The 15920-nt window shown below is 35.0% G+C and carries 15 protein-coding genes; 10 read left to right on the top strand and 5 right to left on the bottom strand.

The features are described from left to right. The first annotated feature begins 236 nt into the window (after window positions 1-236). The 9 genes from CEY12_RS13060 to CEY12_RS13020 all read left to right on the top strand — a co-directional run bounded on the left by CEY12_RS13060 (window position 237) and on the right by CEY12_RS13020 (window position 10303). Window positions 237-1001 carry a WG repeat-containing protein gene (locus CEY12_RS13060; RefSeq protein ID WP_089028103.1) on the top strand — a complete coding sequence of 255 codons (765 nt, stop codon included), beginning with the start codon at window positions 237-239 and terminating at the stop codon, window positions 999-1001. Window positions 1002-1413: 412 nt separating this feature from the next. Then, the gene (locus CEY12_RS13055; RefSeq protein ID WP_228409695.1) at window positions 1414-3486 is read left to right on the top strand and encodes a TonB-dependent receptor; all 2073 of its coding nucleotides are present in this window, start codon (window positions 1414-1416) and stop codon (window positions 3484-3486) included. Window positions 3487-3637: 151 nt separating this feature from the next. After that, window positions 3638-4390 (top strand): hypothetical protein, encoded by a 753-nt coding sequence (locus CEY12_RS13050; protein ID WP_089028101.1) that lies wholly within the window; start codon window positions 3638-3640, stop codon window positions 4388-4390. Next, window positions 4375-4899, top strand: coding sequence for an acyl-CoA thioesterase (locus CEY12_RS13045; protein WP_089028100.1), 525 nt, complete (start codon window positions 4375-4377; stop codon window positions 4897-4899). Before CEY12_RS13050 ends, CEY12_RS13045 begins: the two co-directional genes overlap by 16 nt. Before the next feature lie 101 nt (window positions 4900-5000). Next, the gene (locus CEY12_RS13040; RefSeq protein ID WP_089028099.1) at window positions 5001-5393 is read left to right on the top strand and encodes a GxxExxY protein; all 393 of its coding nucleotides are present in this window, start codon (window positions 5001-5003) and stop codon (window positions 5391-5393) included. A 69-nt stretch (window positions 5394-5462) separates the two neighbouring features. Then, window positions 5463-6389: a 2-hydroxyacid dehydrogenase gene (locus CEY12_RS13035; protein WP_089028098.1), complete on the top strand. Its 927-nt coding sequence runs from the start codon at window positions 5463-5465 to the stop codon at window positions 6387-6389. 434 nt (window positions 6390-6823) lie between these two features. Then, window positions 6824-8086 (top strand): serine hydrolase domain-containing protein, encoded by a 1263-nt coding sequence (locus CEY12_RS13030; protein ID WP_089028097.1) that lies wholly within the window; start codon window positions 6824-6826, stop codon window positions 8084-8086. A 25-nt stretch (window positions 8087-8111) separates the two neighbouring features. Further along, window positions 8112-9839, top strand: a complete 1728-nt coding sequence (locus CEY12_RS13025; protein WP_089028096.1) for an Ig-like domain-containing protein — start codon at window positions 8112-8114, stop codon at window positions 9837-9839. A gap of 5 nt (window positions 9840-9844) precedes the next feature. Further along, a complete protein-coding gene (locus CEY12_RS13020; RefSeq protein ID WP_089028095.1) occupies window positions 9845-10303 on the top strand; it encodes a heme-binding domain-containing protein in 459 nt (152 codons plus the stop codon). Between the two features lie 136 nt (window positions 10304-10439). Here CEY12_RS13020 and CEY12_RS13015 read toward each other — a convergent pair whose 3' ends face one another. The 5 genes from CEY12_RS13015 to CEY12_RS12995 all read right to left on the bottom strand — a co-directional run bounded on the left by CEY12_RS13015 (window position 10440) and on the right by CEY12_RS12995 (window position 14699). Continuing rightward, the gene (locus CEY12_RS13015; RefSeq protein ID WP_089028094.1) at window positions 10440-10955 is read right to left on the bottom strand and encodes an NUDIX hydrolase; all 516 of its coding nucleotides are present in this window, start codon (window positions 10953-10955) and stop codon (window positions 10440-10442) included. Further along, entirely contained in the window at window positions 10955-11866 is a 912-nt protein-coding gene (gene xerD / locus CEY12_RS13010; protein ID WP_089028093.1) for a site-specific tyrosine recombinase XerD, read from the bottom strand. Before xerD ends, CEY12_RS13015 begins: the two co-directional genes overlap by 1 nt. Beyond that, the gene (locus tag CEY12_RS13005) at window positions 11853-12293 is read right to left on the bottom strand and encodes a deoxycytidylate deaminase (protein ID WP_089028092.1); all 441 of its coding nucleotides are present in this window, start codon (window positions 12291-12293) and stop codon (window positions 11853-11855) included. Before CEY12_RS13005 ends, xerD begins: the two co-directional genes overlap by 14 nt. Window positions 12294-12337: 44 nt before the next feature. Further along, window positions 12338-13105, bottom strand: coding sequence for an enoyl-CoA hydratase-related protein (locus tag CEY12_RS13000; protein ID WP_089028091.1), 768 nt, complete (start codon window positions 13103-13105; stop codon window positions 12338-12340). 106 nt (window positions 13106-13211) lie between these two features. Beyond that, window positions 13212-14699: a catalase gene (locus CEY12_RS12995; RefSeq protein WP_089028090.1), complete on the bottom strand. Its 1488-nt coding sequence runs from the start codon at window positions 14697-14699 to the stop codon at window positions 13212-13214. Window positions 14700-14818: 119 nt separating this feature from the next. On the opposite strand from CEY12_RS12995, the gene CEY12_RS12990 reads away from it, so the two are divergent. Continuing rightward, window positions 14819-15769 carry a LysR substrate-binding domain-containing protein gene (locus tag CEY12_RS12990; protein ID WP_089028089.1) on the top strand — a complete coding sequence of 317 codons (951 nt, stop codon included), beginning with the start codon at window positions 14819-14821 and terminating at the stop codon, window positions 15767-15769. The last annotated feature ends 151 nt before the right edge of the window (window positions 15770-15920 follow it).

The following is a 15920-nucleotide window of genomic DNA, read 5'->3' as shown; positions in this document are numbered from 1 at the left end:
AGTGTAAGTGGCTTACCCGTGATCTGTCTTGCCAAAAACTCCCTTTGGATAACATTTGTACGTTTTTTGAACCTGTCAATATCGCAAAAATGTTTTTAAAATTATCAAACTTTTAAAAATGATCCCAAAAATACGAATTTTTAGTATTTTATGAAGATGAATTTATTTAGATTCTTTATAAATATGATTTTTATATTTTCTATTTTGGCTGTACTTTTGCAAAAAGAATGATGAAAATGAAAAACACAATGGGGCTTTTGTCTCTCTTTATTTCGATTTTTGTTTTTTCACAGACCAAATCTGTGAAAAAATATCCTACTAAAAAGGCTGTGAAAACAGTTGTGAAAAAGAAAGTGGAACCTAAAGTCAATCCTGATCTGGTTGTGATTAATGAAGAAGTTCCTGTACTTATTCCTCAAAAAAAAGATGGGAAGTTTGGCTATGTCAACCAAAAAGGAAAGTTTATTATACAACCTGAATATCACATTGCTGTATTTTTTGCGGAAGATTGTAATTTGTTGAATTCTCCGAATGAGAAAATCAGGAAGTTTGGGACAAAAGAGTATGCTACTGTTGAAAAAGATTTAATTTCCTATAGAATAGATCAGTCAGGAAAAAGAGTTTACCAATACAAAAATCCTGATTTGGGAAAATGCAAGATCGAATTTAAACAACAGCAATATCAGGCTTATATTTTGAATGGTTTCTACGGAATTATTGAACCTTCAAAATTTGTAAATGCAGCTGATTACAGAGATTATCAGATTTATCCTCAATATGAATATCTGCATATCATGGAAGGAGATGATGTATCGGACCCTATGATCGTAGCATCTCATAATGATAGATTTGGTGTAATCGATGTACACAACAAGATCATTATCCCTTTCGAGTATTCCAATATCAAAAGAAACTTCAGCTGGAAGCTGGGGAAAATGTTTGAGGTGACGAAGGATGGGACTACTTACTATTATATTGATTCGAAGAATAAAGCGTATTAGGGGAGGTTCGAGATGCGAGTTTCGAGTTCCGGGATTCGAGATACGAGTTTAGAGTTTGAAGTCTCGAGATATGAATTGTCTACATTCTGCGGATAACTGTTATTTTTTATCTCTATATTAAATAACACGATCCCTTATCTGGCACCCCGTATCCCGAATCTCGCATCCTATAACTCTGCATCCCGAACCTCGTACCCCATATCATATATTTTTCGTAATTTCGCGGCTGAAATAAAGGGGTGCTTTTATAGGCTGAGATGATACCCAATGAACCTGGAACAGGTAATGCTGTTTAGGGACGCTTCGGTTTTGTACCGGAATTGTATAATATCTTATCGATCCCCTTTTATTCATTAAATTTTAATATTTATAGAATGAAAGGATTATTTTTTTAGGGCTTACTGCAAGCTCATTGGGTTTTGCGCAAAACCAAAATCCAGACTCCTTAAAAATTAAGGAAATTGAGGCTGTCAACTTTACCAAAAGACTTCCCGTTGCCAAGGAAATAATTAATGTTCAGAAAGATCTCGATAGTAGAAATCTAGGACAGGATTTACCAATACTTTTAAAAAATCAGACCTCTGTAATTTCAACTTCAGATGCTGGAAATGGAGTTGGGTATACAGGTTTCCGGATTCGCGGTGTTGCTGGTAGAGGAATTAATGTGATGATGAATGGGGTGCCTTTCAATGATTCTGAGAGTCAGGGGACTTTTTTTGTGAATGTTCCGGATCTGACAAGTTCAGCATCGCAGATTGTGATTCAGAGGGGAGTTGGGACGTCCAATAACGGAGTTTCTGCTTTTGGAGCTAGTATCAATGTTATTTCCAAAGATCCGGAAGATAAATTTTATGTAAAAACAGATGATAGTTATGGGTCATTCAGTACTTATAAATATTCTGCTGAGGTAGGTTCCGGAAAATTCTGGAACAATCGTCTCTCTTTAATGGGAAGGTATACCCATATTAGTTCTGACGGATATATTGACAGAGCTTCTTCGAGATTAGATTCCTATAATTTTACGGCTTTATTTGAAGAAGGGAAAACGAGAATCCGTTTAATGGCTTTCGGAGGAAAGGAGAAAACATATCAGGCCTGGAATGGGATAGACCGAAAGACCTGGGAAACTGATCCTAAATTCAACTACTCGGGTGCTATCTATGGGACTGATGGAAATATTACAAGTTTTTATAATAATGAAACTGATAATTACAGGCAAAACCATTATCAGTTATTATGGGAACAAGGGTTTAATGATCATTGGAATTTAGAAACGACTTTGCATTATACCAAAGGAAAAGGGTATTACGAAAATTATAAGCAAGGTGATCCTTTTTCAAGGTACAATTTGCCGGATATTTTAGATGGCGGACAGTTGATCAAAGACTCGGATTTTATCAGAAAGAAATGGTTGAACAATGATTTCTATGGAATTGTTTCAACATTATATGGAAAATATGAAAACCTTGACCTTAACTTTGGCGCAGTAGCCAATCAATATTATGGAAGACATTATGGAAATGTAACTGGTGTTTTTTATCCTATTGATGAACATGAATATTATAGGGGACGATCTGTAAAGAATGAAGTGGCAGGATTTGCTAAGGCATTGTACAGAGTAAATGATTTTGAGTTCTTTGGTGACTTGCAATTGAGAAACATAGATTATGATACGAAGATCATATTGGCAGGTGATGGTGAAGGAGCTAATATCAAGAAGAACTGGTTGTTCTTTAATCCTAAAGCCGGTATTAACTATAGAATCGGAAACGGGAAAATATTCTTATCCTATGCCCATGCTCAACGTGAGCCTAATAGAGATGACCTTATTGCGGATAATAATGTGAAGGCAGAAAAGCTTCATGATTTTGAAGCCGGATTTGAGAAACAGGTTGGAATAGTTTCTTTAACCGCTAATCTGTACTATATGTATTATGTAAATCAGTTGGTTTTAAATGGAGAGCTCAACAATGTAGGAGCGTTTATCAGAACAAATTCCGGTGAAAGTTACAGAAGAGGGGTTGAAATCGGAGCTGTGGCCAAGGTTTCAAAACAATGGGAGATTTCAGGGAATGTTAGTTTAAGTCAAAACAGAAATCAGGATTTCAAAATAGAGGGCAAAACAGTGGTTAAAGAGCTTGGGAATACGCAAATTTCATTCTCTCCGGATGTTATTGCTAATTTAGGTTTGAAGTTTAATCCTAATAAAAATTTCCAGTTTTCTTTGATGAATCAATATGTAGGAAAACAGTACCTGGATAATACTGAAGATCAGAATTTACAGCTAAAAGATTATCTTCTTACTGACTTTAATGCACAGTATCAATTTAAGATTTTAAACAATGATATTGCTTTAAAGTTGTTGGTGAACAATATTTTCAATAAAAAATATGTAAACAATGGTGCTGTTTATGGAAGTGATCCTTATTATTTTTCACAAGCAGGAACGAATTTTATGTTTGGAATAAGTTGGAAAATTCAATAAGGATAATGCAAAAATAACAGGTATTTATTTTCAAATAGGTAAAAAATATATTTAAACCTGAAATTATAGATTGTAAGACTGCTTATGCAGTCTTTTTTTATACAAATAAATGTCCCTAAAAGTCCTGAAAAAGTTATAAATTTGCTGCCAAATGAATATTTCAGCTTACATTCTAGAATATCTGAAACAATTTGGAACTGTAACAGTTCCAGCTTTTGGTGTGTTTTCTTTAGAGAACTCTAAAGCAATCATTAATTCTGAAAATGGCAGTATCCTTCCGCCCTCCAGTCAGATTGCATTTGCTTCTGATTATGAGTTGGAATCCGGAGAACTGATCTCTTTTATAAGTAATCAAAAACAAATTTCAGTGGAATCTGCTCAAAATGAATTACAGATTCAGACCGATTTTTGGAAAAAGAAACTTCAGGCAGATCATACTTTAGAAATTCAAAACCTAGGTACTATTTTTATCGAAGATGGGGAAACCCACTTTAAAGGAAACAGATTGGAATTCAATCATCCTGATTATTATGGATTGGAAGAAATTAAGCTATCAGATATAAGCAATACATCAAAATCAACAAACTCTGAAGAAACGGATAAAGATTATAAGTTCAACAAATCAATTCTTTGGATTTTTCTTTTCATCATTCCGGTTCTGGGTATAGTTTACATTGCTTTTACGCAGCAGGAACTTTTATTCGGTAAAAAATCTTTCGATACTGTTTCAGTGCAAACTAAAACAAGAAGGATAGAAAAGGATACCGTAAAAGTTAAAAAAGATTCTGCTCAGATGAAAATTTCAGATTCTTTAAAAAAAGATTCGTTAATAAAACCAGCTGCAAAAGCTGTTCATCCTAAAGCCACTCAAAATAACACTAAGGCAACATGGCAAAAAAAATAAAAAAAGCGTCAGATTCTCTGACAATTATGACGAATATCGTTCTTCCGAATGAAACAAACTCTTTAAGAAACCTTTTTGGCGGTGAGCTTTTAGCAAAAATGGATCGTTGTGCATCAATTTCTGCAGCAAGACATTGCGAGAGAAGAGTGGTGACAGCATCGGTGAACCATGTTTCTTTTAATCATCCGATTCCTGAAGGAGGTATTGTAATTCTGGAATCAAAAGTTTCAAGAGCATTTTCTACTTCTATGGAGGTGTATGTAGATGTTTGGTTAGACGATCCGATTAATCAGAAAAAAATTCATACCAATGAAGGGATTTATACTTTCGTTGCTGTAGATGAATTTAACCGCCCGATCCCGATCCCGGAAATGATTCCTGAAACTGAAGAGGAAAAAGAAAGATTTGCAGCAGCTTTCCGTAGAAAAGAACTTTCATTAATTCTTTCCGGTAGAATGAAACCTTTGGAATCTGTGGAACTTAAGAAATTATTCCAGGAACCAAAATAAACACAAATAACACGGATAATAGCACAAATTTTCACAAATTAATTCGAGTTATTAATGAAAATGTTTGTGTCATTGGTGTTTATTTTTAAGATGGAAAAATTATGAAAGCAGATGTTTCAGAGAATGAAATATCTAGAATCGTATATGAGTCTGGGTATTTAGTTCATAAAAGCTTAGGTCCAGGACTGTTGGAAAGTGCTTACGAAGAGTGCATATTTTATGAGCTTAAGAAGCATGGACTATTTATTGAAAAGCAAAAACCAATGCCTTTGATTTATGATGAAATAAAGCTAGACGTCGGATATAGACTGGATTTTTTAATTGAAAATAAATTTGTTCTAGAAATAAAATCAGTGGAGTCACTACATGATATTCATCTGGCACAGATCCTTACTTATCTTCGATTAAGTAATTGTAAGTTAGGAATGCTGATGAATTTCAATAGTCTACATTTTAAAAATGGAGTTAAAAGAGTAATTAACGGAACATTATAATTTTAATTTGTGATATTTGTGAAGAAAATTTGTGTCATTAGTGTTTAAACTCTCATAGCTTTTAATATAATGAAAATCCTCCTTTTAGATAAAAACCATCCCCTAATTACAGAGCAGCTTCTAGCAAAAAACTTTATTTTAGAAGAGGACTTCACGTCTTCTTATGATGAGGTTTGCCATAAAATACACCACTACGATGGTGTCATTATAAGAAGCAGAATTCCTTTGGATAAAAACTTTCTTGAAAAAGGAAAAAACCTGAAATTTATTGCAAGGGTCGGAGCCGGGATGGAAAATATTGATATTCCCGTTGCGGAAAAGTTAGAAATTCAATTGATCAATTCTCCGGAAGGAAATAGAGATTCAGTAGCTGAACATGTTGTGGGAATGCTATTGATTTTGATGCATCGCCTTTTTATTGCTTCTCAGGAAGTGAAAAATGGAATTTGGTTGCGTGAAGAAAACAGAGGGGATGAATTGCTTGGAAAAACAGTGGGTTTAATTGGTTATGGAAACATGGGAAAAGCTACGGCAAAAAGACTTTCAGGGTTCGGCTGTAAAGTAATTTTCCATGATATTTTACTAGGTCTTTCTGATGAATATGGAACACAGGTTTCTTTAAAAGAACTGCAAGAGCAAGCTGAGGTTTTAAGCTTACATATTCCTTTAACCGATCAATCTTATTATCTGGTCGACGGTCCGTTTATTTCTGATATGAAAAACGATTTCTATTTTGTAAATACTGCAAGAGGAAAAAATATTGAAACTAAAAGCCTAGTTGAGGCGTTGAAGGCTGGAAAAATAAAGGGTGCCTGTCTTGATGTTCTTGAATATGAAAAGTCTTCTTTCGAAAATTTAGAAATAGGAGAAAATGAAGATCTTCAATATCTTTTGGAATCCGAAAAGGTACTTGTAACACCACATATCGCAGGATGGACTCATCAGAGTAAGGAGAAGCTGGCACAGGTAATTGTGGATAAAATTCTAAGATTGTGAAACTGCAAAACCGCTGAATGGTGAAATTGCTTTTTTTGAGATTGAGGATTCGCTTTGGAGTTGTGGTTTTCAGAGTATTCTGTATTTCAATATTTTTATGATTCTGTAAAGGCGAAACGGCAAAACCGCTGAATGGTGAATTGCTTTTTTTGAGGTTTAGGATTCGCTTTCATATTACAATTTTAAAAATTATTTGTAATTGAAATTTTCTCGTACAGCCGTTCTGCATTTTTGCCCATCTCCGAATCAGCGAATTCGCGATTTTACAAATCTGCCAATTAACGCTTTTACGCTTCCGCTCTTTCGCCATTTAGCCTTTTCACCGATCATCCTTTTCTCTCTTTCCCTATTTTGTGTTAAATAATTCATAATTTATACGCTCCCCTCATTATTTATTTTGAGTTTTATTAAATTGCCACTCATTTTTGATACTCATGAAGAAGCACAATATTATCCTTGTTTTAGCTGTTTTTGCATTCCTGTTTTCCTGTAAGAAAAAATCCGAAATTAAAGAGTCTGTAACTGAAAATGTTACCAATCTTCCCAATTATGGAAATGTGGATCTGAGCAAGGTGTTTACAAAAGCAGATGATCAGCTTTCTGATAAGGCTTCTTTGGTTCAGTATATCGATCAGTATTACAAAAAGGTATGGGACGCAGGTGATTTAAGTGGTGGAATATTGGTAGCTAAAGGGGACGATATCCTATACGAAAATTACAGAGGATTCGGAAGGGAAGGGAATCAAATGCCTATCGATAAAAATACACCTTTGCATGTCGCATCAGTTTCAAAAACAATGACGGCAATGGCCATGATGAAATTGATTGAAGCGGGTAAAATAAAACTAACAGATCATCTAACACAATATTTCCCGGGATTTCCATATCCTAATGTTACTGTTCAAAACTTATTATCACAGAGAAGTGGTCTTCCGAAGTATGAATACTTTATTACTAAGATCCAGCCGGCTCCTGCCGAACTATCAAAAGCATTTATTACCAATCAGGATGTATTAGATATGATCATCAGATATAAACCTGAATTGGCAAGAGATACGAATACAGGGTTTATGTATTGTAATACCAACTTTGCTCTGCTGGCACTGTTAATAGAAAAAATAACGAAGACTCCTTTTCCTCAGGCAATGAAAGAGATGGTCTTTGCACCATTAAAGATGAAAAATACCTATATTTTTCAGGAGAAAGATATTCCAACAGCAGCACAGTCTTTTTACTACGGACGTGGTAAGCTATATCCTTTAGACAGGCTTGATCTTATTTACGGAGATAAAAACGTATATACTACGCCAAGAGATCTTTTTAACTTTTCTAAAGCAATGTATTCTAAAGATTTTCTGAAACCAGAATTGATGCAGATGGTTTTCACCCCTTACAGTAATGAAAAAGCGGGAATGAACAATTATGGATTAGGTTTCAGGATGAAGATCTTTGACAATGGTGAGAAGTTGACCTATCATAACGGATGGTGGCATGGAACGAATTCTGTTTTTGCCCATTTACTTAATTCAAAAGTAACGATTGTGGCAATCGGAAATAAATATTCCAACAGGGTTTATACCGCATTGGCTTTATCCGGGTTATTCGAAGATTTCCCTTTGCAAAAAGATAAGCTTCATAGTGTAATGAATGATAATCAGGATTCTTTAAAAAACGGACATGAAGTTTTTGGAGAATAATGTTTACTTTTGCCTAAACATATTCATGAAAAGACTTCTTTTACTATTCATTATCGGTTTTCTTGTACAGTCTTGTGCAAGGGTAGGTTCTCCGGTCGGTGGGCCTAAAGATACGCTGGCTCCAAAGTTTTTAAGCTCAAATATAGATACGACCAGAGTAAACGTCCGAAGAGATATCAAACAGCTCCGTATTGATTTTGATGAATATGTAACTTTAAAAGACGTTAGTAAGAATTTAATTATTTCTCCTCCTATTAAGAAGATCAAACGAATCTTACCGTCTAATATTGCCAACAAATACCTTGTTATCCAGTGGGAGGATACTTTACAGGCAAATACTACCTATAACTTCAATTTCGGTAATTCAATTGTAGATAATAACGAGGCTAATGTTTTAAGGTATTTCAATTTTGCATTTTCAACAGGAGATAAGTTAGACGATCTGTATGTAAGTGGAGATGTAAGAGATGCTGTATCGATAAAAAAAGAAACAACAGCCGATAATAAGTTGGTAGTAGGATTGTATAAGGTTCAGGATACCATGAATTATAAACAAAAGCCTTATTATATTACTAAGGTTGACGATGATGGTTATTACGAGCTTAATTATTTATCCCCGGGGAAATACAAGATTATAGCTTTTGAAGATGAGAATGGAAACTCTATGTATGATCCGGGGAAAGAAAAAGTAGGTTTCCAAAAAGATCCTGTAGTCGTTGAAAAATCGATATCAGGGTTGAATTTAAAAATTTATCCTTCTAAAAAACCTTTGAAATATATGGAAATGAAGGAAACGCAGGGAGGAATTACGATGACATTTGAGGGGCATCCGAATGATGTGAAAGTCCTTTCCATTAATGACAAGTTGCAGGATATAAAAGTAACACACCGTCCGAAATCAGATTCTGTAAAGATATGGTTTGATGCAGTGAAAAATAATGTGGGACAAAATGTAACTGAGAATTTGAAATTCAGTTATGATGCTGACAATAAAAAAGATACGGTGTCTGTATTTTATAAATATAATGCAAAGAATGCAATGAGTCTCGATAATAATGAGGGGGCATTGCTACCTCCAAAGACTGATTTCAGAATTACATCCAACTACATCATTGATAAGATTAATACCGATAAATGGGTCCTGAAAAGTGATAGCTTAACCACTCAGAATTTTACTGCAAAAATATCCGAAACGAACCCCTATCAGATTCTGGTACAGTCAGATTTTATTGAAGGTAAGAAATATCAGTTGGTAGTCCCAAAAACGACGGTATTATCATTCTATGACAAGAATCCCATCTCCAAACGTTTTGATTTTGAAACAGACAAAATGGAGAATTACGGTAGCCTGACATTTAAACTTCAGAATGCGCCTGCTTCAAATTACTGGTTTCAGTTGCTGGATACTTCAGAAAAAGTGATTTATCAGAAATACACACAAGGTGATCGGGTTAAGTTTGATATTTTAAAGCCAGGTGAATATATTGTTAGGATTTTAGTGGATAATAATGATAATAAATATTGGGATGAAGCTGATTTCCAGCATGATGTTTTTGCGGAAGACTCCTATGTTTTCTATAAAGTTGGGGTAGTAAGACCTCTATGGGATAGTAATGAAGAGTGGGACCTGAAGGATACAAGAGTACTGGATACTAAAACATTGAATATTCCAAAACCGGAAAATAAAAAAGTTCCGGAGAAAGACGACCGTACGCTTAAATCCAACAATACGGCATTACAGCCTTTGAGATAGAAATAATGAAGATGGTAAAGAAGATCATATTCTGGAGTTTAGTTGTTTTTGCACTTATCCAGTTTATTCCTATTGATAGGACCAATAAGCCCATTGATCATAAAGTGAATTTTGTGGAAGCTAAAAAGACTCCTGAAAAGATCACGAAGCTGATAAAAGGTGCCTGTTATGACTGTCATTCAAATGAAACGGTCTATCCCAAATATTCCTATATTGCGCCGATATCATGGTCAATAAAAAGTCATGTCAATGAGGGGCGTGAGCATCTTAATTTCTCCATCTGGCAAACCTATAATTCGGATCTGAAAGAAAGTATGCTTAATAGTATTGTTCCAACCCTTCAAAGTAAAACAATGCCGATGCCAGGATATATAGTGTATCACAAGGAGGCTAATTTATCAGAAGCTGAACGGAAGCTACTCATCAATTATTTTGAGGAAATGCTGACATCCAAATCCTATTAAAATAATGCTAAATTCCCGGAAACAGAATCTATTTTATAAATTTAATCTGGAATAGGAAAGTAATATTTTTCATCTTCCATAAAGACAATAGCAGAGCCTAAGCCCTGCTATTTATATTTTTGGCGATAAAAGCTGATTATAAATTCTTTACATACTGTTCAAAAAATCTCTTTTGAGAATCAAATGCAATATCATCCAGATTAATGTCTTTCAATGATATCCACTGGGCTTCTGAGATCTCGGACAGTGCAATATTAACTTCGAATTTTTCCTGTACCTTGTATTCATAAAATAAATCGATCGTATTATAATCAATTTCTTTATATTGATAGATATTAGGGAGGCTTGTAATATACTGTAAATTTGAAATATCGATATTGAGCTGCAGTTCTTCAAAAAGTTCTCTTTTACAGGTTTCTTCTGCGCTTTCTCTGGGATCAACAAAACCACCGGCCAGGTCCAGTTTTCCCTTTTTAGGGTCCTGATTTCTTCTGGTAAGGTAGACCTCATCATGATGTCTTATAACTACTGCTACAGCACCGGCAACATTATTATATAAAGTGAAACTGCAAAGTGGGCAGCTCCATTTTTTTTCACCATCCCAATGTAGAGACTCTTTGCCACAGTTGGGGCAATATTTCAATATTTTCATTAAGCAAGATTAATATTTCTCGGATGGTAATTTAAAATTACATCCCGTAATTCTTCCGTTTTTAAGTGTGTGTATATTTCTGTGGTTGTAATACTTGAATGACCAAGCATTTCCTGTATGTATCTTAGGTCTGCTCCATTTTGTAATAAATGGGTAGCAAAAGAATGTCTGAATGTGTGTGGAGAGATTTTTTTGCTTACACCTGCCTTGTCAGTAAGTTCTTTAATAATAAGAAATACAATTACTCTCGACATTGAGGTTCCCCTGCTGTTAAGAAATAATGAATCTTCATATTTTTTATTGATTTTGTTTTTTGAACGGACCTCCTTTATGTAATTCCCTAGTAATTCTGCCGTGTAATCAGCTAAGGGAACGAAACGGGTTTTATTTCCCTTTCCAGTAACCTTAATGTAATTTTCTTTGAAATTAATGTTTGAAATTTTCAGATCAATAAGTTCAGAAACCCGAAGTCCACAGCCGTATAATACTTCCACAATACATTGGTTTCTTCTTCCAAGATCTGAAGAGACTTCTATAGCTCCGATGATCTTGTTGATGTCTACCAGGCTTAATGTGTCAGGTAAGTATAATCCTAATTTTGGACCTTCAAGTAATGCCGCCGGATTGTCTTCACGGGCTTCATCTTCAAGCAAAAATTTAAAGAAAGCTTTAATGGAAGAGATCCATCTCGCCTGTGATCGCTCACTGAATTTCTGTTTTGAAAGGTTGAAGATATACTCCTGTAAATTCTCGTATCCGATTACATCGGGTGCAATGTTTTCAAGGTCTTCTTCAGCGTATTCTTTTAATTTTTTAATGTCTCTAACGTAAGCGTCTAGAGTGTTTTCTGAAAAATTTCTTTCGAAGCGAAGAAAGATCTCAAAATCCTTAATTTTTTCATCCCAAGTCATTTGTGTTATTTTTTAGTTCACAATCAGAAATTTGTTCTATTTCAATATTATGGTTTCTCAGGAACGATATCCCGTCGTCGTCCGAATATTCATTGATATACACCAGTCTTGTAATTCCTGCCTGTAAAATTAATTTACTGCATTCTTTGCAGGGAGAGAGCGTTAGATATAACGTTGCTCCTTTGGCAGATTGTGTAGAAGCAGCTAATTTTAATATGGCATTAGCTTCTGCATGCAATACATACCAGTGTGTTTTTCCGTCTGCATCTTCGCAACAATTTTCAAATCCCGAAGGAGTTCCATTGTAACCATCTGAAATAATCATCCTATCTTTTACGATAAGAGCTCCTACTTGTTTTCTCTCACAGTAGGAAAGTTTCGCCCATTCCTGAGCCATTTTTAGATAAGCTTTATCAAACTTATTCATACCGCAGCATTAGTTTTTCGAAATAATTTATAAAAAATAATCTTTTAGAAGTTAGGCTTTCTTTTTTCAAGGAAAGCGGCAACTCCTTCTTGTTTGTCAGCTAGTTCAAAAAGCTCGCCAAAATATTTAATTTCGGTTTCAAAGCCTTTATCTGTATCTGACAGATTTACAGCATGAATTGCCTTAGATATTGCCATTGGTGAATTAAAGGCAATAACGTTTGCTAATTCTTTTGTTTTGGTTAATAAATCTTCAATAGGGTATACTTCATTGACCAATCCGATTTCCTTAGCTCTCTGGGCAGGGATCATTTTGGCAGAGAAGATCATTTCATTGGCAAGGCCTTTTCCGACAAGCTTGGGAAGTCTCTGCGTACCTCCGTAACCAGGGATCAATCCCAATGTTACTTCCGGAAGTCCTAGCCTAGCATTTTCCGATGCATATCTGATATGGCACGCCATAGCAAGTTCTAAACCTCCTCCTAAAGCAAAGCCATTTACAGCTGCAATTACAGGCTTAGAAAGGTTTTCTATCTTATTAAAAAGAGAATTCTGACCATTTTTTGCAAGTTCTTCTGCTCTTTCCTGTCCGAAATCACTAAACTCTTTAATATCGGCTCCGGCAACGAAGGATTTCTCACCACTTCCTGTAAGAATAACAACTCTACAAGAGCTGTCTAAATCTAATTCGTCTAAAGCTGAACTTATTTCCGCAATGGTTTTAGCATTTAGTGCATTCAGACTTTCAGGTCTGTTTATTGTAATAATAGCTAATTTATCTTCTTTTTTTAATAATATATTCTCGTAACTCATTTTTCCACTTTAAAATAGTAACCGTTGCAAATTATCATTTTTTTACAAAAAAAAGGAAAAAAAGTTGATATTTTTTCCTTTTTTGTTGAAATATTATTTTGTTTACCTATTTGATATGATTCATCATATTGCTATCAATATTGATGTTTAGCTGTGATGCTACTTTCATGCCAAGTTCAATATTGGCTCTAAAAAAATGACAGAGCTGTCGATTTATGATTTCATCCCGCTTAGGTCCATCGATTCCTTTCATACTTCCCACGATGTTGTGAACAAGGCGTTCTCTATCTTCAGAATTCATTGCTTTTGTATAAAGTAAACCGGGTTGGGTATAATGATCATCGTCATTTTCGTTTCTGTTATAGTAGGCAACATGAGCGCTATCCAGTTCATATTCAAAGCTTTTGTAGGTCGGATCAGGTTTGATGTCATCAAAGCTGTTTGGGTGGTAGTTAGGCTTATCTGCATACTCTCTGGAATCAGCCATATACCCATCACGCTGGTAATTGTTGGTTGCAAAAGGACATCGGTTGACCTCAAGCTGATGAGCATTTACACCCACTCTGTATCGGTGTGCATCCGGATAAGAGAATAATCTTCCCTGAAGCATTTTATCTGGAGAAAAACTTATACCATTGATTAAATTGCTTGGAGAAAAAGTAGATTGCTCAACATGTGCAAAATAATTAACCGGAACTTCGTTTAATTCCATTTCACCCACTTCAATTAACGGGAAGTCTCCCTGGAACCATACTTTCGTTACGTCAAAAGGATTCCATCTGAAATCTTTAGCCTGCTCTTCGGTCATTACCTGAATGTAAAGGGTCCACTTTGGAAAGTCTCCCTTTTCAATCGCATTGCAAAGGTCTTCCTGAGCAAAATCTGGATTTTCACCTGAAAGTTTAACCGCCTCTTCATTATTAAAGTTTTTGATTCCCTGTTTTGTTTTAAAATGGAATTTAACCCAAACTCTTTCATTGTTCGCGTTGATCATTGAGAACGTATGAGATCCAAAACCATGCATGTGCCTGTAGCCATGAGGGGTCCCTCTATCAGACATTAAGATCAAAACCTGGTGCAGTGATTCAGGATTGAGGCTCCAGAAATCCCACATCATGGTTGCACTCTTTAAGTTCGTTTTTGGAACTCTCTTCTGAGTATGAATAAAATCGGGAAATTTTTTGGCATCTTTAATGAAAAATACGGGCGTATTATTACCTACCAGATCCCAGTTTCCATCTTCTGTATAAAATTTTAAAGCAAAGCCTCTTGGGTCTCTTGCAGTATCAGCACTTCCTTTTTCACCTCCGACGGTAGAGAACCTTGCAAACATTCTGCAGGAGTTTCCGACGGATGAAAATAATTTAGCTTTTGTATATTTACTAATATCATGTGTTACCGTAAACGTTCCGTATGCGCCACTTCCTTTAGCATGAACAATCCTTTCGGGAATTCTTTCTCTTACAAAATGGGCTAAATTTTCCTGAAGTATAAAGTCTTGTAATAAAACAGGACCCCTCTGCCCTACGGTCTGAGAATCCTGGTGCTCAAAATACGGAGCACCGCTGCTTAATGTTAATTTTTTGGAATCCATATAGTTAGATTTGATTTGTTTATTGTGTTGTTTGGGACGTAAGAAATATCAAATTTAGTCGAATTTTTAATTGCTTATAGCAAAAACATCATATCTTTGTAATAGATAATATTAATCAGATGAACATTCAGCAATTGGAGTATCTTATCGCTGTAGATAAGTATAAACATTTTGGAAAAGCAGCTCAAGCATGCTTCATTACGCAACCTACACTAAGTGCAATGATACAGAAATTTGAGGATGAACTGGATGTAAAGGTGTTCGACAGGACTACACACCCTATCCGTACAACAGATGTTGGACTTCAAATTATCGATCAGGCGAAGGTAATTATAGAATCTGTCAATGAACTGAGAAATAAGGCCAACCTATTAAATAACATTTTAGGGGGGACGATTAACCTGGGAATTATTCCTACAGTTTCTTCTTTTATTCTTCCTACCGAAATTTTCAAATTCTTAGATGAGAACCCGAAAATTCAGATGAACGTAAAAGAGATGACGACCGATAGTATTATTAAAGCTTTAAAGGCTGGTGAACTGGATGCCGGAATTATTTCTACTCCTTATGACACTGCGGATGAATTCTACCAGGACTTCTTATTCAATGAAGAACTAATGATCTACAGTTCCGATACTCAGGCAAATAAAAAGAACTCTTATGTTGTTCCTGAAGAGCTGAATGTCGAAAAAGTTTGGCTTCTGGAGGAAGGAAATTGTTTGAGAAATCAATTTGAAAACATTTGTCATTTAAAGGAAAATACACTAAAGCCTAAAAATCTGGACTTTTTAGCTTCCAACATCCAAACGTTGGTTCATATGGTTGATAAAGTGGGCGGGATCAGTATATTACCTGAGTTAGCTCTAAGCCAACTCTCTGAAGAACAGAAAAGTAAGGTTTTCAGATTTAAAAAGCCTTTCCCATACAGAGAGATAAGCATTATTTATTATAAGCCGACATTCAAACAGAAAATAATTGATGAATTGTCTTCATCTATCCAATCTTCTTTAAAAGAAAGGCTGAATTATAATGAAAGCCCGAAAGATTTCGTAAGCATAAAGCCGCAATAGTTTTTATCCTTTAATCCTGATAAATTGCTAGTTTAAAGAAAATTATAATTATTTCTTAAAAGTTTTGGGTATTAAAAAATAGTCCTTAACTTTGCGAAAGTTTACGAACGAGGAAAAATTTGACCTGATTGCAACCTCTATAAAAAAAAGC

Source organism: Chryseobacterium sp. T16E-39 (assembly GCF_002216065.1).
GTDB lineage: Bacteria > Bacteroidota > Bacteroidia > Flavobacteriales > Weeksellaceae > Chryseobacterium.
Note: the sequence above shows the minus strand (reverse complement) of the source record. Positions and strands in the feature narration are given on the sequence as shown.